Origin of the sequence: Streptomyces sp. CA-251247, assembly GCF_050952975.1 — a bacterium.
Classification (GTDB): Bacteria; Actinomycetota; Actinomycetes; order Streptomycetales; family Streptomycetaceae; genus Streptomyces; species Streptomyces achmelvichensis.
Map to the genome: position 1 here is coordinate 6,384,004 of NZ_CP191861.1, position 23,622 is coordinate 6,407,625.

18 protein-coding genes are annotated in these 23,622 nt (G+C 72.3%); 8 read left to right on the top strand and 10 right to left on the bottom strand.

Annotated features, from left to right (window positions below; genetic code table 11):
* Nucleotides 1-211: 211 nt before the first annotated feature.
* Nucleotides 212-1,312: a ribosome small subunit-dependent GTPase A gene (gene rsgA / locus ACQPWZ_RS28350; RefSeq protein WP_433572707.1), complete on the top strand. Its 1,101-nt coding sequence runs from the start codon at nt 212-214 to the stop codon at nt 1,310-1,312.
* Between the two features lie 82 nt (nt 1,313-1,394).
* Here rsgA and ACQPWZ_RS28355 read toward each other — a convergent pair whose 3' ends face one another.
* From ACQPWZ_RS28355 to ACQPWZ_RS28370, 4 genes are all read right to left on the bottom strand, one after another.
* The gene (locus tag ACQPWZ_RS28355) at nt 1,395-1,760 is read right to left on the bottom strand and encodes a PPOX class F420-dependent oxidoreductase (protein ID WP_340476097.1); all 366 of its coding nucleotides are present in this window, start codon (nt 1,758-1,760) and stop codon (nt 1,395-1,397) included.
* A 69-nt stretch (nt 1,761-1,829) separates the two neighbouring features.
* Nucleotides 1,830-4,229 (bottom strand): glycosyl hydrolase family 95 catalytic domain-containing protein, encoded by a 2,400-nt coding sequence (locus tag ACQPWZ_RS28360; RefSeq protein WP_433572708.1) that lies wholly within the window; start codon nt 4,227-4,229, stop codon nt 1,830-1,832.
* A 156-nt stretch (nt 4,230-4,385) separates the two neighbouring features.
* The gene (locus tag ACQPWZ_RS28365; protein ID WP_356702329.1) at nt 4,386-4,868 is read right to left on the bottom strand and encodes a DUF456 domain-containing protein; all 483 of its coding nucleotides are present in this window, start codon (nt 4,866-4,868) and stop codon (nt 4,386-4,388) included.
* A gap of 23 nt (nt 4,869-4,891) precedes the next feature.
* Complete coding sequence (locus ACQPWZ_RS28370) at nt 4,892-5,890, bottom strand: helix-turn-helix domain-containing protein (RefSeq protein ID WP_356702331.1); 999 nt, start codon at nt 5,888-5,890, stop codon at nt 4,892-4,894.
* A gap of 185 nt (nt 5,891-6,075) precedes the next feature.
* Between ACQPWZ_RS28370 and ACQPWZ_RS28375 the strand changes: the two genes are divergently transcribed.
* From ACQPWZ_RS28375 to ACQPWZ_RS28385, 3 genes are all read left to right on the top strand, one after another.
* Complete coding sequence (locus ACQPWZ_RS28375) at nt 6,076-9,819, top strand: S8 family peptidase (RefSeq protein ID WP_433572709.1); 3,744 nt, start codon at nt 6,076-6,078, stop codon at nt 9,817-9,819.
* A 123-nt stretch (nt 9,820-9,942) separates the two neighbouring features.
* A complete protein-coding gene (locus tag ACQPWZ_RS28380; RefSeq protein ID WP_433572710.1) occupies nt 9,943-11,754 on the top strand; it encodes a protein phosphatase 2C domain-containing protein in 1,812 nt (603 codons plus the stop codon).
* 60 nt (nt 11,755-11,814) lie between these two features.
* Entirely contained in the window at nt 11,815-13,557 is a 1,743-nt protein-coding gene (locus tag ACQPWZ_RS28385) for a pyruvate dehydrogenase (RefSeq protein ID WP_433572711.1), read from the top strand.
* Nucleotides 13,558-13,585: 28 nt separating this feature from the next.
* On the opposite strand, the gene ACQPWZ_RS28390 is transcribed toward ACQPWZ_RS28385, so the two are convergent.
* Nucleotides 13,586-14,518 carry a DUF5937 family protein gene (locus tag ACQPWZ_RS28390; protein ID WP_433573879.1) on the bottom strand — a complete coding sequence of 311 codons (933 nt, stop codon included), beginning with the start codon at nt 14,516-14,518 and terminating at the stop codon, nt 13,586-13,588.
* Between the two features lie 132 nt (nt 14,519-14,650).
* On the opposite strand from ACQPWZ_RS28390, the gene ACQPWZ_RS28395 reads away from it, so the two are divergent.
* Nucleotides 14,651-15,556 (top strand): aldo/keto reductase, encoded by a 906-nt coding sequence (locus ACQPWZ_RS28395; protein WP_433572712.1) that lies wholly within the window; start codon nt 14,651-14,653, stop codon nt 15,554-15,556.
* A gap of 190 nt (nt 15,557-15,746) precedes the next feature.
* A complete protein-coding gene (locus ACQPWZ_RS28400; protein ID WP_433572713.1) occupies nt 15,747-16,202 on the top strand; it encodes an ATP-binding protein in 456 nt (151 codons plus the stop codon).
* A gap of 32 nt (nt 16,203-16,234) precedes the next feature.
* On the opposite strand, the gene ACQPWZ_RS28405 is transcribed toward ACQPWZ_RS28400, so the two are convergent.
* Both ACQPWZ_RS28405 and ACQPWZ_RS28410 read right to left on the bottom strand, forming a co-directional pair.
* On the bottom strand, nt 16,235-17,329 hold the full coding sequence (locus ACQPWZ_RS28405; protein WP_356702345.1) for a DUF2637 domain-containing protein: 1,095 nt from the start codon (nt 17,327-17,329) through the stop codon (nt 16,235-16,237).
* 212 nt (nt 17,330-17,541) lie between these two features.
* The gene (locus ACQPWZ_RS28410) at nt 17,542-18,387 is read right to left on the bottom strand and encodes a (2Fe-2S)-binding protein (RefSeq protein ID WP_340476108.1); all 846 of its coding nucleotides are present in this window, start codon (nt 18,385-18,387) and stop codon (nt 17,542-17,544) included.
* 149 nt (nt 18,388-18,536) lie between these two features.
* Here ACQPWZ_RS28410 and ACQPWZ_RS28415 point away from each other — a divergent pair, with 149 nt between their 5' ends.
* Together ACQPWZ_RS28415 and ACQPWZ_RS28420 are read left to right on the top strand one after the other, a co-directional pair.
* Nucleotides 18,537-19,325 (top strand): GntR family transcriptional regulator, encoded by a 789-nt coding sequence (locus ACQPWZ_RS28415; protein ID WP_433572714.1) that lies wholly within the window; start codon nt 18,537-18,539, stop codon nt 19,323-19,325.
* 184 nt (nt 19,326-19,509) lie between these two features.
* Nucleotides 19,510-19,833, top strand: coding sequence for a hypothetical protein (locus ACQPWZ_RS28420; protein ID WP_340476110.1), 324 nt, complete (start codon nt 19,510-19,512; stop codon nt 19,831-19,833).
* A 96-nt stretch (nt 19,834-19,929) separates the two neighbouring features.
* Here the strand turns inward: ACQPWZ_RS28420 and ACQPWZ_RS28425 are convergent, their stop codons facing one another.
* From ACQPWZ_RS28425 to ACQPWZ_RS28435, 3 genes are all read right to left on the bottom strand, one after another.
* Entirely contained in the window at nt 19,930-20,445 is a 516-nt protein-coding gene (locus ACQPWZ_RS28425; RefSeq protein ID WP_340476111.1) for a protein-tyrosine phosphatase family protein, read from the bottom strand.
* A 16-nt stretch (nt 20,446-20,461) separates the two neighbouring features.
* Complete coding sequence (locus ACQPWZ_RS28430; protein ID WP_356702351.1) at nt 20,462-21,256, bottom strand: hypothetical protein; 795 nt, start codon at nt 21,254-21,256, stop codon at nt 20,462-20,464.
* A 545-nt stretch (nt 21,257-21,801) separates the two neighbouring features.
* On the bottom strand, nt 21,802-23,514 hold the full coding sequence (locus tag ACQPWZ_RS28435) for a PucR family transcriptional regulator (RefSeq protein ID WP_340476114.1): 1,713 nt from the start codon (nt 23,512-23,514) through the stop codon (nt 21,802-21,804).
* Nucleotides 23,515-23,622: the final 108 nt, after the last annotated feature.

Here is a 23,622-nt window from a genome sequence, read left to right on the forward strand (position 1 = left end):
GATCCGGGAGGTGTGAACGATGGCTGTCATCGCGCTGGGCGCTGCCCTCACTCAGATGTTCATCCACTCCACCCCCGTGGTCTCCGGCTGACCTCACCTCACTTCTCCGCGCCTGTGTGCGCGTGCCGGGGCCACCCATGTGAAGGGTCACCCCTTGTCTTTCTCTCCGTCCCACTCTTCTCCTCCGGCGTCGTCTTCTTCGTCATCGTCGTTGTCTTCCTCGTCGGTCGCGTCGTCCTCGCATCCGCTGGCCGCCTACGGCTGGGACGAGGGCTGGGAGGACGAGTTCGCTCCCTACGCCGAGCGGGGTCTGCTGCCCGGCCGTGTCGTACGGGTCGACCGGGGCCAGTGCGACGTCGTCACCGCCGCCGGCCCGGTCCGGGCCGACACGGCGTTCGTCACCCCGCACGATCCGCTGCGGGTCGTCTGCACCGGTGACTGGGCGGCCGTCGACCCGGCCGGCGATCCCCGGTTCGTCCGGACGTATCTGCCGCGCCGGACCGCCTTCGTACGCTCCACCTCGTCCAGCCGCTCCGAGGGGCAGATCCTCGCGGCCAACGTCGACCACGCCGTCATCGCGGTCTCGCTCGCCGTCGAGCTCGACCTCGGCCGGATCGAGCGCTTCCTGGCGCTCGCGTGGGAGAGCGGGGCCCAGCCGGTCGTGGTGCTCACCAAGGCCGACCTGGTGCCGGACGCGACCGGGCTCTCGTATCTCGTCCAGGACGTCGAGACGACCGCGCCCGGCGTGCAGGTACTGACCGTCAGTTCGCTGACCGGCGACGGCATGGACGTGTTCGGTGCCGTCGTCGCCGACGGTACGAGCGTGCTGCTCGGGGTCTCCGGCGCGGGCAAGTCCACCCTCGCCAACGCGCTCCTCGGCGAGGACGTGATGGATGTGCAGGCCACCCGTGACATCGACGGCAAGGGCCGGCACACCACCACGACCCGCAACCTGCTCGTCCTGCCCGGTGGCGGTGTTCTGATCGACACGCCGGGGCTGCGCGGTGTCGGGCTCTGGGACGCGGAGACCGGTGTCGGCCAGGTCTTCGCGGAGATCGAGGAGTTCGCGCGGCAGTGCCGCTTCCACGACTGCGCCCACGAGGCGGAGCCGGGCTGCGCGGTGCTCGCCGCCGTCGAGGACGGCTCACTGCCCGAACGCCGTCTCGACAGCTACCGCAAGCTGCTCCGGGAGAACCGCCGCATCGTCGCCAAGACCGATGCCCGGCTCCGCTCGGAGATCCTCAAGGACTGGAAGCGCAAGGGCGCGGAAGGGCGCGCGGCGATGCAGGCGAAGCGCGGACATCTGCGCTGACGTCGTCCCGACGGTCCTCGACGGGCCTCGACGGGTCTCGACGGGCAGGGTGCGGCGCGCGGTCTCCGCGCGCCGCACCCGGTCAGTCCAGGCCCCAGCTGTGGATCTTCCTCGGGTGGATCCGGATCAGCTCCTCGCTGAAGTGCGGGCCCAGCTCGTGCGGTCCGGTGAGCAGTTCGGCCTCGCCCCTGATGTCCACACCGCGCACCTTCCACGGCTTGAGGCTCACGATGTCGTCGACGACGAGCGCGACCTTCGGGTTCGCCTGAAGGTTGCGCCACTTCTTGGTGGTCGCCAGGGCGTATCCGCCGACCAGGATCGTGCCGTCCTCCTGCGGGAAGAAGCCGACCGGGTTGGCCTGCGGCTGGCCCTTGGGATCGACAGTCGCGAGCCGCCCCAGCCGCTGGGACGCCAGGTAAGCACGCTCGGCATCACTGAATTCGGTCATACCGCCAGCCTCACACGCCGGGCGTGCCCACCGCATCGGATCATCGGTCTACGGCTCCCGGCCTACGCCTCATGCCGGCAACCCCCACCGCGGCGCCGGCGCGTTCGGCCGCACCGGCCCGATCCGCAGGTCCGGGCGGTCGCCATGAGCCGTGATCAGGGCCGACTCGCCCTTGCGCAGCCGGATGCGGATCGCCCCGTCGCCCGCCGGCTCCCCGGTTAGCCGCCGCCCGTGCCCGTCGCGCACCTCGATGGGTCCCTCGATGCCGTGGCGTACGACGCAGGGCGCGCCCGCCTCGCTCCGCAGCCGGACCCAGCGCGTCCTGCCGTTCTCGCGGACCGCGCTGAGCAGGAACGCCCCCTGCGTACGGAAGTCGTGCACGACCAGCTCCCGCCAGGCAGCCGGCAGCGCGGGGAAGACCCGGATCTCTCCGCCCCACGACTGGCAGACCATGTCGTGCACCGACTGGGACGCCGACAGCGGAGTCTCGATGACCGGGCCGGACTCCTTGTACATCGTGTTGGCCTGGATGAAACGGCTCATCAGCTCGCCGAGGTACCTGAGCGCGTCCTCGCCCTTGCCCAGCAGCGCTGACATCGAGGCGGCCCCGGTGAAGGTGTAGCCCTGGAGGGCGCCTTCGAAGCTCACCCAGTGGTCGAGGGACTTCTCGATCAGGGCCCGCTCTTCGGGTGTGCGGCCGGTGACCTCGTACAGCGGATAGACGGCCAGCAGATGCGAGTAGTGCCGGTGCGACTTCGCGAAGGGGACGCCCGCGCCGATCATGTAGCCGTTCGCGTCCACCGGATACGGCGCCAGCCGCGCGAGCACCTCCTGCCAGCGGGGGGCCAGGGGGTCGAGGACGCCCAGTTCCGCGGCCGAGTCCAGCAGGGTGCGGCAGCCCCAGCGCAGCAGCATGAGGTCGTAGTTGCAGTCCGGGGCGTCCACGCCGTACTCGGGCGAAAAGGTCGCGGGCAGATGCAGCTTGCCGTCCGCGCCGGGGGTGAGGAAGTGCAGGTAGTAGTTGACCGCCTTGCGCAGCAGCGGGAACAGGGTGTCGCGCAGGATCGACCTGTCCATGGTGTGACGGTAGGAGAGCCAGACGTTGTGCAGGGCCCAGGTGAGGTTGCCGACCTCGGGGGTCGGCGGGTTCTCGCCGGGGATGCCGACGCCGTACCCGTTGCCGGTCGGTGTCGCGCCGCCGTTGACCAGACGGGTGTCTGTGGTGCGGGGGATGCCGGCCGAGTCGGCGCGGTAGGGCGCGGCGACCTCGGCGGTCAGCTGGGACCTGAACTCGCTCAGCGCCCGGGTCACGGCGTCGAGTTCGAGATGGTTGGAGCCGTGGATCAGCCAGTACTCCAGCTGGACGTTGAGGTTCCACCAGGTGTTGGGCCAGGGAGTGGATTCGAGCCAGGGTCCGCAGGTCGCCATCGCGGGCGCGTCGCGCCGGGCCGCGGACGCCGTCTTGTACAGCTGGATCCAGTAGAAGCGCTGCAACCGGGCATCGGGCAGGGACAGGAAGCTCTTGCGGTAGAAGCGGTCCCACCAGGCGCGGTGGGGGAGTGCGAGCACGTCGTACGGAACGGCCGAGGCGGTACGGACGGCGCGCAGCGCACGGTCGCGAGCGGTCGTTCCCGGGAAGGAGTGCTCCACGCCGACGTAGAGGGTGCGCCCGGCGCCCCGCCGGTCGGCGCGTTCGCGCCAGGCGGTCACATGCTGTCCGCCGGCCAGCAACGGCTGGACGGCCGCGGTCAGTTCACCGTGTTTCTCCACGACGGCCGGCGGATTGCCGCGGTATCCGTCGGGCAGCGGCTTGAACGCGGCCCGCGGACTGATGGCCTCGGCCGGGTGGAAGACCCAGCGGATGTTCTTCTCGCCCGCGCTCGGGGTGATCTCGACGGCCATGACGGAGGCCGTGGTGTGGATGAAGGCGCGCAGCCGTACCGTGCCCGCGGTGGTGGTGAGCGTTCCCGTGAGCTCCGCGTCGCGCAGCCGCAGCCGCCAGTCGAGGCCGGTGATCGTGCCGACCGGCTCCAGGGTGAAGTGGCCGATGGGCAGCCGGGCGAGCCCGAAGAGGGAGCCGAACTCCGGCCGGTGGTCCTGCACTTCGGAGTGCTGGACGTTGAAGCGGACGGCGCCTCGGCCGGGTTCGGCGTAGATGCCGGATCCGAGACGGCCATTGCCGAGGTAGGGGCCCTCGTACCAGGTCGTCGGCATCTTCTGCCAGACGAGGTCGGCGTCGTCCAGGACGGTGCGCCAGATGTCGCCGGCCGCGGTGACGGTGGTCGTCGCGTCCACGGGCGGGGCCGGGGCGGGAAGGGCGGCGGCAGGAGGGGCGGCCGGACCTCCGACGGCCAGCGCGCCGCCGACCGCGACCCCGGTGGCGAGCACGGACCGCCTGGACGGGGGCTCCCCGCCTTCCGGCACGTGCTCGGCCTCGACGGCAGGAGATGGGTCTGGTGCGGTTGCCATGTCGCCTCCCGGCGGCTCGTCTGCCGACATGCCTATTCATCCGAGCTATCCCGGGAGGGAACGTAGAGAAGTGGCGGGAGGTCGTCAATACAGGGAGAGAGATCCGATGTGTCTCCGTTCATCTGAATCCCATTCACGAGCGGTAACGCCGGACCCTCAGCCCCAGACGACCGCGCCCAGCCAGGCACCCACCACGAGCAGCGAGGCGAACAGCTCCACCAGCACACTCGTCCCCACGGCCCGCATCACCGCGCGGGTGGACGCGGCCGCGGGACCGTGCCCGCCGAGCCGCCGGCGCTCATTCAGATAGATCCCGCCGATGAACCCCGGGATCGCACCCACCACGGGCAGCAGAAGGAACCCGAGCAACGCCCCGGTGCCCGCCCAGGCGGCCAGCTCCGGCCTCACTCCCACCTCGCGGATCCTGCGGGGCGGCAGCTGCCACACCACGACCTGGTCGACGAGCAGCACCACCGTCGACGCCACCAGCAGCGTCCAGGCCAGGCCCGTCTGCACATGCAGCGACCACCAGAGCATCCCCGCCCACACCAGCCAGCGCCCCGGCACACCGGGGACGAGCACCCCGACCAGACCCAGCACCATGACCAGGCCGACCAGCAGGAGCTGCCACACGCTCATTTGCCCAGCGTGCAGGATCGGGATCATTCCCGCAGGTCGCGAGCCACCCAGCCCTTCGCGTACGCATGCCAGCCGAGCTGCAGACGGGTCGTCACCCCGGTGAGCTCCATGAGCCCCTTCACGCGCCGCTGGACCGTCCGCAGCCCCAGGTCCAGCTGCTTGGCCACCCGAGCGTCCGTCATTCCGGCGAGCAGCAGCGACAGGATCTCCAGATCCGTCGCGTCGGGGCCCGACGACACCTCCTCGAAGGACCCGCCCACCGCGCCCATTCCGAGCCGCAGCGGCAGCGCCTCCCGCCACACGGCCTCGAACAGGCCCATGAGCGAGTCCAGCAGGCCGCTGCCGTGGACCACGAGCGCGGCCGGGTCGGCGCCACGGCCCGTCAGCGGAACCATCGCCAGGGTGCGGTCCGCGACGACCAGCTTGGTCGGCACCCGGTCCACCACCCGTACCTGCTCGTCGCGGCCCAGCGCGGCGGTCAGCTCCGTGACCCCGCCCGGCGCGGACAGCACCTCGCGCTCGATCACCGCGCGGTAGGTCACCCCGCGCCGCGCCGCCTTCTCCTCGGCGTCGTTGTCCGCTCCGGTGATCAGGACCGGATTTCCGGTGACCAGGGCGCAGACCTCCTCCGTCGCCCCGAGCTGGAGCTGGACGAAACGGTGCGCGACCGCGCTCGCGCCCGTCACCACCTCCACCAGGTCGTGCACGGCCGGCTCGGCGGCCTCGGCGCGGTACTCCTCGGCCAGCAGCGCTGCGGCCAGTTCCGCCTGCTCCAGCTCGTGCCGCTGCTGGGTCAGCAGGGCGCCCAGGGCCACCCCCGGGGGCGCTGCCACCCAGCGGCCGGTGCGCGCCGACGACTGAGCCGCCAGCCCGTGCTGTTCGAGCCGCCGCAGCGCCCGCTCCGTCACGGTCTCGGGCAGCGCGAGCCGATGGGCGAGATCGGTGACCTCCGCCGCCCCGAGCGCAACCAACGCGCGGTACGCGGACTCCTGCTTCTCGTCGAGACCTATCGCTCCCAGCACCAGAACCCTCCCCGGACGTGCACTTCCTCGCCGCGCTGGCGGAAACCGGCCACGGCGTGTTCCCGCCGCGCACATCATCCCTGCACCACCCGCCGCTCTGCCAATGTGGCGCCACCGCAGCACCAACAGCCTTCGGCATCCGTGCCTTTGGTGTGCACTTGTGCCGAATTCAGATGGGGAGAGCGATGCGCCTGATGACGCGTACGGCCCTGGGGGCGGCCACCGCCGCCGTTCTGGCCGTCACGGCGGTCGCGCCGTCGACGGCCGCCGGGCGGCCCGACGACGGTACGACAGGCAAGAGACCGCTGACCGGCAGCGGGTCCGCCGCCGCGCAGGCGGAACGGCCGGTCACCGTGACCCTCGTGACCGGCGACCGGGTGGCCGTGAGCCGCGACCGGTCCGGAGCACCGTCCGCCACCGTCCTGCCCGGCGGTGACGGAACGGCTCCGCTCGTGCAGACCCGCCGGTCCGGCTCGGACCTGTACGTCTACCCCGAGGGCGCCGCAGCGGCCCTCGCGGCCGGCACGGTCGACGAGGAACTCTTCAACGTCACCGGCCTGGTCCGCCAGGGCTACGACGACGCCCACTCCGCCACCCTGCCGCTGATCGCCGTCTACGGCACCGACGTCTCCCGCTCGGTGCCCGTCGTCCCCCGGGGCGCGCGCCGCGGCCTCGTCCTGAACGCCGTCGACGGCGTCGCCCTCCAGGCCGACAAGAAGCAGGCCGCGCACTTCTGGTCCGACGTCACCGCCACCCGCTCGCGCGCCGCGTCGGGGCTCCGCAAGCTCTGGCTGGACCGCAAGGTCGAGGCCACGCTCGACCGCTCCACCCGGCAGATCGGCGCCGACCTCGCCTGGGCCGCCGGCTACGACGGCAAGGGCACCAGGATCGCCGTGCTCGACACCGGCGCGGACGCCGAACACCCCGACCTCGCGGGCCGTATCGCCGCGGCGAAGAACTTCACCGACTCCGACTCCGACACCGACCGTCAGGGGCACGGCACCCACACCCTCTCCACGGCCGGCGGCTCGGGCGCGGCGAGCGGCGGCAGGAAGAAGGGCGTCGCACCCGGCGCCGCGCTGCTTAACGGCAAGGTGCTCAACGACAGCGGCTCCGGCGCCACTTCATGGATCATCGCCGGAATGCAGTGGGCCGTCGACAACAAGGCCGACGTCGTCTCCATGAGCCTCGGCAGCCCCGAACCGACCGACTGCACCGACCCGATGAGCGTCGCCGCGGAAGAACTCTCCCGCAGCGAGGACACGTTGTTCGTCGTCGCCGCCGGCAACGCCGGCCCGGGCCTCAACACCGTCTCCTCGCCCGGCTGCACCCCCGGCGTGCTCACCGTCGGCGCCGTCGACCGCGACGACTCCACGGCCTCGTTCTCCAGCCGTGGCCCCGCGCCCGTCACCCACACCCTCAAGCCGGAGATCTCCGCGCCCGGCGTCGCCATCTCCGCCGCCGCCGCGGGCGGCCGCGGGGTGTACGCCTACCAGGCGATGTCCGGTACGTCGATGGCGACGCCCCATGTCGCGGGCGCCGCGGCCCTCGTCAAGCAGCGCCACCCGGACTGGACGGCCCAGCAGATCAAGGCCGCGCTCGTCTCCTCCGCCACGACCGCCGTCCCCGGGGACGTGCGCGAGACCGGCGGTGGACGGCTCGACGCCAAGGCCGCGATCTCCACGACCGTGACCGGTGCGCCGGCCGTCCAGGGCGGCACCTTCAACTGGCCCCAGGACGGCAGCGACCGCACCACGGTCCAGGTCCCGTACACCAACTCCGGCGACAAGCCGGTCCGGCTGAGCCTGGACGTCCGGTCCGTGACCGGCAACGACGGCTCCCGCATCCGCTCCTCGCTCGCCCGCCTCGGCGCACGGTCCGTCACCGTCCCGGCCGGCGCGACGGTGAAGGTGCCGCTGACCCTCGACCCGTCCGCCCGTATCGACCGCGCCCAGTACGGCGACGTCACCGGCCGCATCGTCGCGACCGCGTCCGGCGTCAGCGTCTCCACCCCCTTCGCGCTGTACGTCCAGCCCGAGACCGTGACCCTGCGCGTCAAGCTCGTCGACCGCTCCGGCAGGCCCGCCGGGGGAGCGTCCTCGCTGGACGTCATCGGCACCGACGACGCGAGCGGCGAGCGGCGGTTCAACGACGGCGCGGCCGACCAGGTCTACCGGCTGCGGCCCGGCGCGTACTTCCTGTCCTCGTTCGTCGACTCGCCCGACCTGACGGTCGGCTACCTGAGCCGCCCCCAGCTCGATCTGACGAAGGACACCACGGTCGTCCTCGACGCCCGCAGGGCCCACCGGCTGAGCGTGCGGACCGACCGCACCAGCGAGAGCCGCACCGTCACCCTGGGCTTCGCTCGCAGCTGGGACGACACCTGGCTGCACTCCGGCAGCATCTCCGGCAACCGGCTCGCCGCCGGCTACTACGCCGACGTCCAGGGCCGCGCCGAGGACGGCCGGTTCGAGTTCGCCAGCTACTGGCGCGCCTACGCCCCGCAGATCGAGAAGCTCTCCGTGGCCGGCGGACCCGCACTGCACCCCGTGGTCGCGAGCCTCGGCTCCGTCAACCTCGACGGCACCGGACAGGCCCCCGTCGTCGACGCCGGCACGGGCACGCCCGAAGAGCTCCGGGCCGCGGGCGCCGACGGCGCGTTCGCCCTGGTCGAGGTCCCCGACACCGACGCCGACATCATCACGGTCGCCCGCAACGCGAAGGCCGCGGGCGCCAAGGCCGTCATCGTGCACCGTCCGGCCGCCGGCCGCTGGCTCCCGTCGACCGGCTTCGGGACCGCGCCGCACCCGGTGCTCGGTCTGGAGGCCGCCGAGGCGAAGGACCTGCTGACGCGGCTCGCGGACGGACCGGTCACCCTCCGCTGGAAGGCCACCGCCGCGAGCCCGTACGTCTACAACCTGGCCTTCCCCGAGACCGGCCCGGTCACCTCGGACCGCACCTACCGGGTGCGCGACAGCAAGCTCGGCCGCAACGAGTCGACGTATCACGCCATGGGTCTGAAGGCCGACTACTCCGACTCCGTCCTCGCCCAGCGCCCCAGCGGCGCGACGGCCTCCGCCTCCGGATTCGACCTGGTCGCCGTCCCCGGCACCCGCACCGAGTACTACACGGCCGGTGACACCTCCTGGGACCACTACGTCTCCTCCAGCTTCCCCTGGGGCGAGTTCCTGATCGACGAGCCGCGCACCTACCGGGCCGGCTCGGTGCGCAAGGAGAGCTGGTACGGCGGGGTCCTCGCCCCGGCCGCCCCGCGCGACACCACGGGCCGGCCGGCGCTGGCCGGTGAACGGCAGGGCAATCTCCTCGGCGTGGCCCCCGCATTCTGGGGAGACGCCGAACACGCCGGTATCGCGGGCTCGTTCGGCGACATCGGCAGCATGCGGCTGCGCCGTGACGGTGAGCAGATCGGCGAGAGCCCGTACCCGTTCGGGGTCTTCGAGGTCCCGGCGGACGAGGCGGCCTACGAACTGTCCCTCGACACCACCAAGTTCGGGCAGCCCGCCGCTGTCTGGAAGCGCTCGACCGAGGTGCTGACGACCTGGAGGTTCCGCTCCCGGCTGGACGAGAACGTCTACTCCCAGGGCCTCGGACTCCTCTTCCCGCACTACGGCCTGCCCGAGGACGGGCTCAAGACCCTGCCGGCGAAGGACGGCCAGAAGATCGCCCTGAGCGTCACCGGGCACGCGGGCTACACGCCCGGCGCCCTGACCGCCGCGAAACTGTCGTACTCGTACGACCGGGGCGAGACGTGGATCCAGGCGTCGACCGCCCGCAAGGACGGAGTCTGGACCGCGACCGTCGGCCACGCGGGCGCGGCGGGCCGGCCCGTCACCCTCAGGACCGAACTGACGGACGCGCGCGGCAACTCCGTCACCCAGCTCGTGGTCGACGCGTACGCCGTGCGCTGACCACGAACGGGTCCGCCGGGCGTTCTTCCCGTGGGGGGTTGAGGCGCCCGGCGGACCACTTTCGCCGCGTTCTTTTTGTGGATGCCCCGTTTTCGTACCGCCCTGGCGGTGGACAATAAGGGCATGAGCCAGCAGGGGGAGAGGCCCACCACCGAGAACGACTGGTGGAACCGGCTGTACGACGAGTCCGCCCCGGACACCGGCCCGGCGACGAAGCCGGGCGACACCTTGGACGACCGCTTCGACTCGGCAGCGGACGCGGTCTCCGCGCCCGAGCCTGCCGCCGATCAGCCGGACCGGCCGAAGGCGTGGTGGGAGACGGACCCGGCGGACACGCTGGAAGTCCCGGGCCTCCCGGAGGGCTTGGCCGCGCCGGCCCCGTCGGCGGGCGGCCCGTCCGGCGACGAGACCTCGGACAGCCCGGACTGGCCGTTCACAGCCCCGGACCGGCAGGCGCCGCGGCCGCCCGCACCCCGCCACGCCGACGAACCCCGGGCGCCCGCCCGGTCGGTGCCGGACCGGCCCGGACCGGATCGGCCGGCTGCGGCACCCGGGTCCGGACTGCCGGACCGCCCCGGCAGGCCACCGGCGTCCACCGACGACCGGTCAGCGGGAACCGGGTTCGATCCGTACCGGCCAGGGAGCGCGTCGTCCGCCCGCCCGCCCCGGCCGTCGGACGACGGCGGGCCGTCCGCACCCGGTACGCCGCCTGTGCCCCCGTCACCGCCGCGCCGGCGTGCTCCGTGGGAGCCACCTGTCGTACCGGCACAGCCGCAGTCCTCGCCCCCCGAGCCCCGGCACGCACCCGTCGCCGCCGAGGTACCCGAGCCGCCGCAGCCCCGGTACGTGCCCGCACCCGTCGCCGCCGAGGTACCCGAGCCGCCCGCGCAGCCTCCCGTCGCATCGCCGCGCCCCCGCGTCGACCACGTCGGTGACGGGCCCCCCACCTACGACCCCGAGCCCACCGCACTCCCCGCCGCCGGCCCCGACGCGCTCGACGACCTGGTCGCCGACACCGTGCTCGACGGCGCCCGGTACGGCACGTACACCCTGCGCGCGGCGTCCGTGCGCGGGGACTCCGCCCGCTTCCGGGGGGAGCCACGGCGCGACGCCCTGCTCACCGCACGGTTCGGCAGCGGACCCGCCGCACTGCTCCTCGTCGCCGTCGCGAGCGGGGCCCGCGCGGCCGAGGGTGCCCATCTCGCCGCCGCCGACGCCTGTCGCTGGATCGGCGGAGCCGTCGGCCGCAGTCATGCCCGGCTGTCGGAGGACATCCGGGCGGGCCGGCGCGGCGACCTCAAATCCGGTCTGCACCGGCTCACCGACCGCAGCCTCGGCAAGCTCCGGGCCGGCGCCGCGGCGCGGGGCGTGGAGCCCGAGGACTACAGCGCCGGTCTGCGCTGCCTTCTGCTCTCCGCCGACCCCGACTGCCGTACCCGCGTCTTCTTCGGAGTGGGCCCCGGCGGCCTCTTCCGGCTGCGCGACGGCGTGTGGCAGGACATCGAGCCGCCCGTTCCCGAGCCGGCGGCCGGCGCTCCCGTGGTCGGGTTCGGCTCCGCACCGGCCGGGGACGGGAGGGACGGCATCCAGGGGAATCCGCTCGCCGGCATCCCCTCGGAGACCCCCGCCGGCGACCGGCTGACGATGGACCTCGGCATCCCGACGCCCCCGGCCCCCTATGTCGAGGCACCACCGCCGCCGCCTCCCGAGCCGTTCCGCTTCCGTGCCTCCGTGGCCCGCCCGGGTGACGCGCTCCTGCTGTGCAGCCCGGGCCTGGCGGAGCCGCTGCGCGGCGAGCCCGCCCTCGCCGACGAACTGGCCGGACGCTGGGCATCCGTCGAGCCACCGGGCCTCGCGACCTTCCTCGCCGACACCCAGGTGCGGGTGAAGGGCTACGCCGACGACCGTACGGCCGTCGCCGTCTGGGAGGCGTAACCGGCTGCGCCATGGGTTGATGGACCTCCGGGCCGTCAAGCCGAGAAGGGTACGCATCCCATGGCCAAGCAGAACGTCGCGGAGCAGTGCGTCGACATCCTCGTCCGCGCCGGTGTGAAGCGGCTGTACGGAGTCGTCGGCGACAGCCTCAACCCTGTCGTCGACGCCGTCCGGCGGCACGACGGCATCGAGTGGATCCACGTCCGGCACGAGGAGACCGCAGCCTTCGCGGCGGGCGCCGAGGCACAGATCACCGGCAGGCTCGGAGCCTGCGCGGGCTCCAGCGGCCCGGGCAACCTGCATCTGATCAACGGGCTGTACGACGCCCACCGCTCGATGGCTCCGGTGCTCGCCATCGCCTCGCACATCCCCTCCGGCGAGATCGGGCTCGGCTATTTCCAGGAGACCCACCCGGACCAGCTGTTCCGCGAGTGCAGCCACTACAGCGAGCTGATCTCCAACGCACGGCAGATGCCCCGGCTGCTGCAGACCGCGATCCAGAACGCGATCGGATGCAGCGGTGTCAGTGTCGTGGCACTCCCCGGCGACATCGCGTCCCAGCCCGCCTCGGCCAAGACGATCGAACACGCTCTCGTCACGAGCCTGCCCTCCGTACGGCCCGGGGACGCCGAGATCGACAAACTGGTCCGGATGATCGACGAGGCGGACCGGGTCACCCTCTTCTGCGGCAGCGGTACGGCGGGGGCGCACGCGGAGGTCATGGAGTTCGCGGAGCTCATCAAGTCACCGGTCGGGCACGCCCTGCGCGGCAAGGAATGGATCCAGTACGACAACCCGTTCGATGTCGGCATGAGCGGACTGCTCGGCTACGGCGCCGCCTACGAGGCGACGCACGAGTGCGACCTGCTGATCCTGCTGGGCACCGACTTCCCGTACAACGCGTTCCTCCCCGACGACGTCAAGATCGCCCAGGTCGACGTCCGGCCCGAACACCTGGGCCGCCGCTCCAAACTGGACCTCGCGGTCTGGGGCGACGTACGCGAGACGCTGCGCTGTCTGACGCCGCGGGTCCGGGCCAAGTCGGACCGCAGGTTCCTCGACAAGATGCTGAAGAAGCACGCCGACGCGCTGGAGGGCGTGGTCAAGGCGTACACCCGCAAGGTCGAGAAGCACATGCCCATCCATCCGGAGTACGTCGCCTCGGTGCTCGACGAACTCGCCGACGACGACGCCGTGTTCACCGTCGACACCGGCATGTGCAATGTGTGGGCCGCGCGCTATCTCTCCCCCAACGGCCGGCGCCGGATCATCGGTTCGTTCAGCCACGGCTCGATGGCGAACGCACTGCCGCAGGCGATCGGGGCGCAGTTCACCGACCGCGACCGCCAGGTCGTCTCGATGTCCGGCGACGGCGGATTCTCCATGCTGATGGGCGACTTCCTCACCCTGGTCCAGTACGACCTGCCGGTGAAGGTCGTCCTGTTCAACAACTCCGCGCTCGGCATGGTGGAGCTGGAGATGCTGGTCGCCGGTCTTCCCTCGCACGGCACCACCAACGTGAACCCCGACTTCGCGGCCGTGGCCCGCGCGGCGGGAGCGTACGGCGTCCGGGTCGAGAAGCCGAAACAACTGGCAGGCGCCCTGAAGGACGCCTTCCGCCACAAGGGCCCGGCGCTCGTGGACGTGGTCACGGACCCCAACGCTCTCTCGATCCCACCGAAGATCAGCGCGGAGATGGTGACGGGGTTCGCCCTGTCGGCCAGCAAGATCGTGCTGGACGGCGGGGTGGGCCGGATGCTCCAGATGGCCCGCTCGAATCTGCGCAATGTGCCGAGGCCCTAGGTGGTGTCCGTAAGACCTGTTGGGTGGATCAGCTCCGGACCCTGACCGCAGCCAGGAGGGTCTCGGCGGCGGCGGTGCGGGCATAGAGGACCGAGCGGCCCGCGCGGTGGGCGCTGACCAGGCCCGCGTCGCGCAGTGCTGTCAGGTACTGGGACACCCCGGCCGCCGAGAGTCCGGTACGGCGTGCCAGGTCGGTCGTGGAGGCCGGAGTCTCCAGCTCGGTCAGCAGCCGCGTGCGTGAGCGGCCGAGCACGGCGGCCAGGGCCTCGGTGCCGGTGATGGGCCGGGACTCCCACAGCAGGCCCACACCCCGGGCCGGATAGGCGAGTTGGGGTGGGTCGGGCAAGGTCACGCGGGTGCGCAGGTCCGGGCCGGTGAAGGCCGAGGGGATCAGCACCAACCCCGCGCCCGCCGTCTCGCGGGTCAACGGCTGCTTGCGGCGGGCCAGCCGCAGGGCGTTGTCGTCCCAGCTCACCGTGGCGTGCAGGTCGTTGAGGAGATGGCTGGTGCCGCGCTCGGCGACCTGGCGGGCCCGGTGGAAGACGTCGGCGTCCAGCACGGTGCGGATCCGGGCCCAGTACGGGGCGAGCGCCAGCTCCCAGTAGGTCTCGACCGCTGCGGTGACCTTGGGCAGAAGGGCCCGTGGGTCGGCGTACAGAGCCCGTGCCCGGGGGCCGAGACGCCCCTGATGCCGGGCCAGGTGGTCGAGGTCGCCACGTACCCGGTCGACGGGTGCGGCGCGGATCGCGGCCAGTTCCGCCGCCAGGGTCGGGGCCGGGCCAACGGGTGCGGGGTTGAGGAAGTCGGGCACGTACCCCGACGGCGGGATCAGCTCGGCGAGCCAGCCCCGGGCGGCCCCGGCGGCCGCCGTGCGCGGCCGGACCTGCTCCACCCAGGGATGGTGCACGGGATGCGTGGCGGCGGACTCCAGCAGTCGGAAGCTGGGAGTGATCTCCCACATCGGCGAGACGGCGAACCGCAGCTGCGCCAGATCATGCGCCGAGAAGGCCAGCTCCTGCAGGGGTACCACTCCCAGAATTCGGACATGCCTTAATCAATGGTGCGCGAGTCTATCGCGCGGCAGTCTTCCGGCATGACAGCAGAGACGATCACCGCGGCGGCATCGGGCAGCTGGACACTCGGGGACCGGGTGGTCCACCGGATCGGGTTCGGCGCGATGCGCCTGACCCAGGAGGGCGAGGCGTTCGCGGCCGATGCCCGCCCGAGCGACCGAGGGCGGGCGGTCAGCGTGCTGCGCCGCGCGGTCGAACTCGGGGTGAACCACATCGACACCGCCGCCTTCTACTTCTCGGCGCTGCGCTCCGCCAACGAGTTGATCAACCGGGCGCTCGCCCCCTACAGCGATGATCTCGTCATCGTCACCAAGGTCGGGCCGGGCCGGGACCCGTCGGGCACATGGCTGCCCCATGCCGGCCCCCAGCAGCTCCGCAGCCAGGTCGAGGAGAATCTGCGCCAGCTCGGCCGCGACCACCTGGACGTGGTGAACCTGCGCATCGTGGGGACCGATTCGATCGCCGAGCGTTTCGGTGCCCTGGCCGACCTGCGCGAGGCGGGGCTCATCCGCCACCTGGGCCTGTCCAACATCCGTCCCCATCACCTCGCCGAGGCTCAGGCCATCGCCCCGGTGGTCTGCGTCCAGAACATGTACGGCATCGGAGCGTCGCCCGAGCAGGAGGTGTTCCTGCGCACCTGCGGTGAACAAGGCATCGCGTTCGTGCCGTTCTATTCCATCGCCGGTACGGGCCGCGAGGCCGGCGCGACCACGGACGCTACCCCTCAGGTGCAGGCCGTCGCCCGCGCCCACGGGGTGAGCGCGGCGCAGATCCGGCTGGCGTGGACGCTGCACCGTGGCCCCCATGTGCTGGCCATCCCCGGTACCGGCAACCCCGACCACCTCACGCAGAACGTGGCCGCCGGAGCCCTGAAGCTGTCCGACGACGAACTCACCGCCCTGGACGTGCTCCACCACGAAGCATGAACCGCTCGGGCCGCGTGCCGACTGCGGCAATGGGCGTACCCCGCCTCCCACTTCTGTGCGCAAAGTCCGTCTCCTGGGAGTGCTTGACCCGGCCCGATGAGTGGCGCGCCGTGGTCGGGGCAATGCTTTCCGTGAACGCTTTCGAGGCCGTTCCGGAGTAAGGGGCTGTTCCGACGTGCGGGTGGGGATGATGAGTGGGCGTCAGGGAGGAGCCGGAGCCGGTGCGGGTGGGTACGGCGGCGACCCCGGGGCGGAGGAGGCGACGGGCCGGCTGCGGCGGCGATTGGGCTGCGCCGACCTCAGAGCCGTCCCCGAAGTCCGGCAGGTGTTGCGGGAGTTGCTGCACCACTGGCACGGGTCCGACCGAGCGAATGTCGCGGAACTGCTGACGAGCGAGCTGGTGACCAACGCACTGATCCACACCGATCACGGCGCCGTGGTGACGGCGACCGTGGCCTCCACCACCCTGCGGGTGGAGGTGCGTGACTTCATGGCGGGGCTGCCCATGCCGAGCCTCCCCGAGGTCCATCTCGGCACCCATGGACGCGGCTTGATGCTGGTGCAGAGCCTCGCGGACGCCTGGGGCGTACGGACGCACAGCATGGGCAAAGTGGTCTGGTTCGAGCTGCACGAAAGGCCGGCCTGAGGGTTCGGGCCGGCCTTCCGGGGCTGTGTCACTCAGCCGAACTGCTGCTCCAGATCCTTGAGTTTGCGCTCCAGCGAGTCCAGCCGCGGCAGCGCCTGGGTGTCGTCCTCGGCGGTGAGGTCGACCGTGCGGGGCTCAGTGCCGTCCGCGCGGACGGCCTGGAGGGAGGGCCGGGAACGCAGCGGCAGCTGTCCCGGCTCCGTTATGGCAGGCTCCGCGACGGACCCCGATCCGCCGGTGACGGCAGGTGCGGAGGCCGAGCCGGCGCCGAGCGCGGGTCCGCCTGCCGCACCGAGGGCGGCGAGCTCCGGCTCCCGGCCGGTGCGACTGCGGCCCCAGGCCCGGTGCTGCCGGTTGAACGCCCTGATGCGCGCCCGCTCCAGCTTCTCCCGGTCCCGCCTGCGGAGACGGTTCTGCTCCTTCTCGCGCCGGTCCTCGCGGACCTCCTCCACCGCCTCGTCCAGGGTGCGTACGCCTTCCAGCAGCATCAGCGACCAGGCGCCGAAGGTCTCCCGGGGGGCGCGCAGCCAGCGGACGATCCGGATCTGCGGCAGCGGACGGGGCACCAGGCCCTGTTCGCGCAGCGCCGCCCGGCGCGTCTGCTTGAGCGCGCGGTCGAACAGGACCGCGGCCGAGAGTGACATGCCGGCGAAGAACTGCGGTGCGCCGGCGTGGCCCAGACCCCGTGGTGCGTGGACCCAGTTGAACCAGGCCGCCGCGCCCGCGAAGGTCCACACCAGCAGCCGTGAGCCCAGGGCCGCGTCACCGTGGCTGGCCTCGCGCACGGCGAGGACGGAGCAGAACATGGCCGCGCCGTCGAGGCCGAAGGGGACGAGGTACTCCCAGCCCCCGGAGAGGTTCAGATTCTGCTGGCCGAAGCCGACCAGTCCGTGGAAGGAGAGGGCGGCGGCCACCGCGGCGCAGCAGAACAGCAACACGTAGGAGGCGGTGCCGTACACGGCTTCCTTGCGCCGGCGGCGTTCCTCGCTGCGTTCCCAGGAGTCCTCGGCCGCAGCCTGCCCGGCGGCCCGCTTGCCGCGCGCGACGACCGCCACCGCGACCAGGACTCCCACCAGCATCACTCCGGCGGGAAGCAGCCAGTTCAGCGATATGTCGGTCAGTCTCATGTGCGGTGTCCCTTGCATCTGCATCGCGGTAGGGCGTTTCGGCCGCCATAGTGGCCGAAGTCCTGGGGACGGCAGAGGGTTTCGGGGCAAGAGAACGCCAACGGGGCCACACGGAGCACAGATAGGTGCGATTTACTCGAACGGCCGTGTGGGCGAAGTGAGTTGAGTTCGATTTAGTCCACTCGCACGGGTGGCGTGGGCGGGCCGGGGGGTCAGGCGTCGGCCAGCAGCCGGGTGATCCTGTCGGCGTCACAGGTGCGCGGACAGGTCCCGCACGTGTCCTCCGGACGCAGCGTGTAGAACAGACAGCAGCTCGCCCGGTCCCGGGTCGGCAGTTCCTCGCCCGCGGGCCCGGTGAGCACCCGGAAGCCGGGGGTGCCGACGTACGGCTTGGTGGTGCCCGGCAGCAGCAGGTCCAGTTCCGTCATGGCGCGCTGCTCCTCGCCGAACAGGCCCGCGATGTACCAGAGGCTCTCGACGACCTCGTCGGTCGCCATGCCCCACAGGGCCCGCTTCCCGCGCCGCATCCGCGGCCCGAAGCCGTCCAGGACGGGCCCGAGATGCTCGGCGACGGCGGCCCTCACCTCGTCGCGCAGGGCTTCCTCGTCCGGCACGACCCGGGCGCCGGGGAGCGCGGCCGCGGGGTCCCCCGGCAGACAGGCGAACTCGGTCACGCGGACCGTCATGTGCCCCAGTACGCGCTGGAAGGCCACGTGCTCGGGCGGCACCCGGGGAACCCGGCGGTGCAGGAACCAGGGGACGGTGATCAGCAGGCAGGCGGGCCAGGCGTAGCGGTGGAGTCCGAAGCTGGCGATCACGTCGGGCCGTGCCTGCTGTCCGTAGTCGCGCAGCACCTGCGCGTTGTCCCAGGCCAGGAAGGCGTCGAGCGCGGGCCCGCCGTGTGCGAGATCACTCGCACCGACCCAGCCGCCGCCGGCGGGGGACTGTTCGCCGTCCTTCAGCTCGCGCACGCGCAACCCGGAGAAGACCTCGGAGAGGCGCGCGTAGGCGTCCTCGACGGGCGAGGTGAGGGAGGGCAGAAGTGTGGGAACGGCCATGCCGGGGACCACCGAATCACGATCGTTAGCAGGTTAGCCTTACCTTACCCGATGTGATCGATGTTTGAACTGGAGGCCGGTCCGCCTATCGTGCTCCAGGGGCCCCGCCATCGCAGGCCGGACTCGGCCCAGCCCGGAGGAGGACCCGAGTGGAGCAGGCCCGAGCGCGCGATGCCGCGACCTCGCAGCCCCACGCCTCGGTGCGCATCCCCGGCCAGCAGGGAGCAGAGGACCGCCCCGTGCCCTGCTCCTCGCCCCGTGTCCCGGAGCAGGCCCGCGGCGAGCACACCCACAGCGAGCCGCCGGCCCCGCACACCGTCCGGCGTCACTCCGTCCGCGGTCAGATCCTCGACGCGCTGCGCACCGCGCTCGTCGACGGGGAACTGGTGCCCGGCACCGTGTACTCGGCCCCGGCCCTCGGCGAACGGTTCGGCGTCTCGGCCACCCCGGTCCGGGAGGCGATGCAGCAGTTGGCGGTCGAGGGCGCCGTCGAGGTCGTGCCCAACCGCGGGTTCCGCGTCATCGTCCGCACCCCGCGCGAACTCGCCGAACTGGCCGAGGTCCGCGCCCTGATCGAGATCCCCGTCATGCTGCGGCTGGCCCGTACGGTGCCCGTCGCGCGCTGGTCCGAGCTGCGTCCGCTCGCGGACGCGACCGCAGCGGCGGCGGCCGTCGGCGACCGCGCGGCGTACGCGGACACGGACCGGGCCTTCCACCGTGCCGTCCTCGCCCTGTCGGGCAATGACCAGCTGGTGATGGTCGCCGACGACCTCCATCGCCGGTCCCAGTGGCCGCTGTCGACCTCCCTGGTCAGCCGCCGGGCGGACCTGGTCGCGGACGCCGCGGAACACATGGCCCTCCTGGAGGCCCTCATCGCCCAGGACCTGACCGTGGTGCGGTCGCTGGTGCGGGAGCACTTCACGGGCGCGGATGGCTGACGCACCGTCAGATCTGATGTGACGGGTATGCCTCCGCGACCCCCGGTGCTGCCGGGGCGGAGGGGACTAAAGTGATGAGCGGTACCGCTCGTGCGCGGTCACGTCCTCAGCAACGGGGGGTTCATCCATGACCGCGGAGTCGCCGGACTCGTCGGAATCGAATGAGTCGAGTGAGTCGAGTGAGTTGTCTGCGTCGTCGATACCCGACGACGCATGGGAGCAGTTCCAGCGGGAGAGCGAGGGCCCCGCGCGGCTGCGGGCACCCAAGGAGCCCTCGGCGCGGGCCCGGATCGTGGCCGAGCGGCTGCGGCGGGCCGACGAGGAGGCCGCGCGGCAGGGCCTCGGCAGGCGCCGCAGGGCGGAGCCCGACGCATGGCGGGCATGGGCATCACGGGATCGGGTGCACAAGCCCCGCAGCAGGGCCTGGGGGCTGGTCTGGGTGGTGGTGGCGGTCGGGGTCGCCCTGGTGGTCATGAATCCCGGCCGAGCGCTGTCCTGGCTCTCGTGACCGTCCGTGCGTGACCGATCTTCTTGCGACGCTCTGACCCTCTGACCCTCTTACGCGCTGACGCTGGTGACGGTCCGTGGCTCCGCGGGCCCCGTGTCAGGAAGCCGGTGGCTCCAGCCCGGTCAGCAGTGACGCCACGTCGAGACCCGTCAGCAGGTATTCCTCGAAAGCCCGGTTGTGCAGCGCCCACGGTGAGCGCCGCAGCCTGACCCGGTCGATCGCCCCGGGTGCGTCGTGGCCCAGCTCGATCAGCGTCTGCGCGGCCACCAGCCCCGACCGGTTGTATCCGGAGTAGCAGCGCACCAGCACACGCCGCCGGCCGCGGACCGCGTCGGCCGCAACCTCCGCGATCCGGCGTACGCGGTCGATCTCCTCCGCGGTGAGCCAGTCGTCCGGGATCGGTACGACCCGGTGCTCCACACCGGGGGAGGGGCCGTGACCCTCGCGGGTGTAGAGGCTGATCACCAGGTCGAACTCACGGTCCACGACCACGTCCTGGTGGTCCCGCTCCCCGTCCGCCCAGACATGGCCGCCCATCCACAGGCCCGTCGTGATCTCGTCCCACCGGGACCGCGGCTCCGGAACGTCCCCTTCCCTGCGGCGCGTTCTCACCGGGCGGACAGCCCGCTCATGCGGCGGGTTCCGGCTGGGCCGGGGACGGCTGCGGGGGGATGCCGGCGGCCAGTTGGCTCTCGAGCCACACCGGCACACCGCCCAGCAGCCGGAACAGCCGTCCCGCCTCCGCCCGGAGCCGGGACGCCTCCGGTTCCGGCTCGCAGTCGGCGAGCGCGGCCAGCGTCGGGGCCGTACCGATCAGATAGCCGAGCTCCTCGCGGATCCGCAGCGACTCCGCGAAGCCGTGCCGTGCCTCGGCCAACTCGCCCTCACGCAGGGCGAGTCCGGCCTGATGGTGCCAGGTGAACGAGAGCAGCAGGGTGTCGCCCTGTGCGGTGGCGCCGTCGTGCGCACGCCGGTACGCGGCGCGAGCGGCCTGCGGCGAGTCGGCGATGTGCTCGGCGACCAGCCCCCGGCGGAAGTCCAGCAGCGGCCGTCCCGGTGAGGTGGGTGCGAGCAGGGCAGCCGCGCGGCCGAGCGCGGACCGGGCCTCGTCCGCACGGTCGCGCACCCCGAGCCGGGTGGCCGCGTAGGCCAGCCTGCCGCGCTCGCAGGCGGCCCCACCGCGCTCCTCGTCGTCCCGGGCGACGGCCTCCGCGGTCCGCAGCGCGTCCTCGGCCTCGGCCCAGCCGTCGCCGGTGAACAGGCAGCGCTCGACGAGCAGTCCGGCACGTTCGAGCGCGGCCGCGGGGTCCGCGGCCCGCGGGGCGAGGAGAGCAGCCGCGTCGGTCCAACAGCCGCGCGAACGCAGCCGCCATACCGCGGTCTGGAGAGGATCGTCACCCGCAGTGGTTCCGTAACCAGACATGGCGGTATGCGCCACTATGCCCTCCCCGAGCACGCCATTGAGCTGTTGAGTAAGTCGCATCTCAGCATGGATGTGCACGCCGGGCCAAGAGGCTAGGTGAATGAATTCACAATCGCTCAGCGGGTGGTGGGATCGTGATATGCGCCGGCGTGGGGGAGTGATCGACCGCAGTGGGCGCGGTCGGTGGGGCTACGGGATCGGCCGCCGAGGCGTCAACCAGCTGGATCTTTCCATGACCGCCACGAGTGAAGTCCCCGATGCCGTGCCGGGGTGACGGCCCCCCCCCGTGCCGAGGGGCCCGCCGGCCACGGATGTCGGCATCCGGCGGGAATGCCGGGTGGGGCGCGATGCGGCGGCGGGCGGGGCGAGTTCGTTCTCGTTGCCTGTACCCGGGTGTACGCGAGCGGGAGGGCCGGGCACGGGTCGAGCGGGAACACCGGCCTGCGCACGCACCGCACCGACCGCGGCCGCAGGTGCCGCCGCTGCGTCAACTCCCCGCGCCCCGAGCCCCGTTCACCGCGGACCCGAAGCGGCCCGCCGTCCCGTCAGCTCATCCGCAGGGCCAGGAAGAAGTCCAGCTTGTCCTCCAGGCGCGACAGGTCCCGGCCCGTCAGTTGTTCAATGCGGCCCACGCGGTATCGCAGCGTGTTCACGTGCAGGTGGAGGCGGGTCGCACAGCGGGTCCAGGAGCCGTCGCAGTCGAGGAAGGCCTCCAGCGTCGGGATCAGTTCCGCGCGGTGGCGGCGGTCGTAGTCCCGCAGCGGGTCCAGGAGCCGGGCCGTGAACGCGCGCCGGACGTCGTCCGGGACGAACGGCAGCAGCAGGACGTGCGACGCCAGCTCGTGGTGGCCCGCCGCACACACCCGGCCGGGGCGCGCCGCCGCCACCCGGCGGGCGTGCCGGGCCTCCTCCAGGGCGCCACGCAGGCCCTCCGCCGAACTCACCGCCGCGCTCACGCCCAGCGTCAGGCGCCCGTCGTCCGCGAGGCCGGCCGACAGCGGGTCGCGTACGGACGACAGCAGGGCGTCCGCGTGCAGGCCCTCGTCGGTGGTCTTGGCGTCTTCCGCGTCCGGGTCCGCGGGTACGGCGGGCAGCGGTACCAGGGCGATCGCCTCGTCACCCGTATGGGCCACCGCGATCCGGTCCGATGAGTCGGGTCCCGGGGCCGTGGGGTCGACCAGGATCTCCTCCAGCAGGGACTGTGCGACCGGGCCGGCCTCGATCGCCGTGGCCGCCGAACCCGGCTGGCCGGTGGACTCCTGGTCCCAGTCCACCCGGGCCACCACGACCTGCCAGTGCGGGGCGGTGCCGAGGCCGGGCAGCAGCACGGGCGCGGCCACCCGCAGACGCGCCGCGATCTCGGCGGGCGCGGCGCCCGTCTGGACCAGTTCGAGGACCTCCTGGGCGAGCCGTCGCCGTACCGTGCGGGCCGCCTCGCGGCGGTCCCGCTCGACGGCGATCAGCTGGGTCACGCCCTGGAGCAGGTCCAGCCGGGCGGCGGGCCAGTCGCCCGCGTCGGCCTCCACGGCCAGCAGCCAGTCGGACAGGACGCTCTCGCGGACGTCCCGGGACGCGGGCGCTGCTCCGCGGCCGGTGTTCCGGATCGGGAAGAGCGAGTACGTCGTACCGCCGAGCGTCGCCCGGTGCGGGCCACGGCGTCCCGTACGGGTCGCGGCCAGATGTTCACCCGCAAGAGTGGCGCTCACGGAAGCGGGGAGCTCGTCGCCCGCGCCGGCGATCTGGCGGCCGGTGGGGGAGAGGACCCAGGCGTGAAGGTCCAGGTCGGAGCCGAGAAGATCGAGGACGACCTCCGGTCCGCCGCCGGCCGGGCCGGAGGTCATCAGCCTTCTGTGCCTGTCTACGACGGCGGCGAGGTCGCCCGCCCGCTCGCCGGAGACCTGACGGACGACATACTCCGTGATCGTTGCGAATGCAACGGATTCATTGACTGCAAACAAGGGGAGGCGATGGCGCGAACACGCCGCCGCCAGATCGTCCGGGATGTCGCCCATCTCGGCCTCGCCCGCCGCCAGCCCCGCGACCCCCGCGCCCGCGAGGATCCGTACGAACGGCTCCGAGTCCTCCGCGGAATGCCGCCACGCCAGCCCGGTCAGCACCAGCTCGCCGCCCGAGAGATAGCGGCTCGGGTCCTTGAGGTCCGTCGTCATCACGCCGCGTACGCCGCGGTCGAGTTCGTCCTCGCCGCCGAGCAGCCGCAGCCCCAGCGCGTCGTTCTCCAGCAGTGCGCGCAGCCGCATCTCGTCGCCGCCGATCTGTCTCGTTGTTGCCGGTGGCCCGTGGCCAGGGTTTCCAGGGGAAAACAGTGGGGTTACTGAGCCCCACCTTTCGTTCGAATCTACAAGACG

Coding starts and splice junctions, on each gene's coding strand:
- ACQPWZ_RS28380 (WP_433572710.1), top strand. CDS start 9,943: ATGAGCCAGCAGGGGGAGAGGCCCACCACCGAGAACGACTGGTGGAAC.
- ACQPWZ_RS28365 (WP_356702329.1), bottom strand. CDS start 4,868: ATGAGCGTGTGGCAGCTCCTGCTGGTCGGCCTGGTCATGGTGCTGGGT.
- ACQPWZ_RS28355 (WP_340476097.1), bottom strand. CDS start 1,760: ATGACCGAATTCAGTGATGCCGAGCGTGCTTACCTGGCGTCCCAGCGG.
- ACQPWZ_RS28390 (WP_433573879.1), bottom strand. CDS start 14,518: ATGTGGGAGATCACTCCCAGCTTCCGACTGCTGGAGTCCGCCGCCACG.
- ACQPWZ_RS28405 (WP_356702345.1), bottom strand. CDS start 17,329: ATGAGACTGACCGACATATCGCTGAACTGGCTGCTTCCCGCCGGAGTG.
- ACQPWZ_RS28400 (WP_433572713.1), top strand. CDS start 15,747: ATGAGTGGGCGTCAGGGAGGAGCCGGAGCCGGTGCGGGTGGGTACGGC.
- ACQPWZ_RS28385 (WP_433572711.1), top strand. CDS start 11,815: ATGGCCAAGCAGAACGTCGCGGAGCAGTGCGTCGACATCCTCGTCCGC.
- ACQPWZ_RS28360 (WP_433572708.1), bottom strand. CDS start 4,229: ATGGCAACCGCACCAGACCCATCTCCTGCCGTCGAGGCCGAGCACGTG.
- ACQPWZ_RS28395 (WP_433572712.1), top strand. CDS start 14,651: ATGACAGCAGAGACGATCACCGCGGCGGCATCGGGCAGCTGGACACTC.
- ACQPWZ_RS28430 (WP_356702351.1), bottom strand. CDS start 21,256: ATGTCTGGTTACGGAACCACTGCGGGTGACGATCCTCTCCAGACCGCG.
- ACQPWZ_RS28435 (WP_340476114.1), bottom strand. CDS start 23,514: ATGCGGCTGCGCGCACTGCTGGAGAACGACGCGCTGGGGCTGCGGCTG.
- ACQPWZ_RS28375 (WP_433572709.1), top strand. CDS start 6,076: ATGCGCCTGATGACGCGTACGGCCCTGGGGGCGGCCACCGCCGCCGTT.
- ACQPWZ_RS28410 (WP_340476108.1), bottom strand. CDS start 18,387: ATGGCCGTTCCCACACTTCTGCCCTCCCTCACCTCGCCCGTCGAGGAC.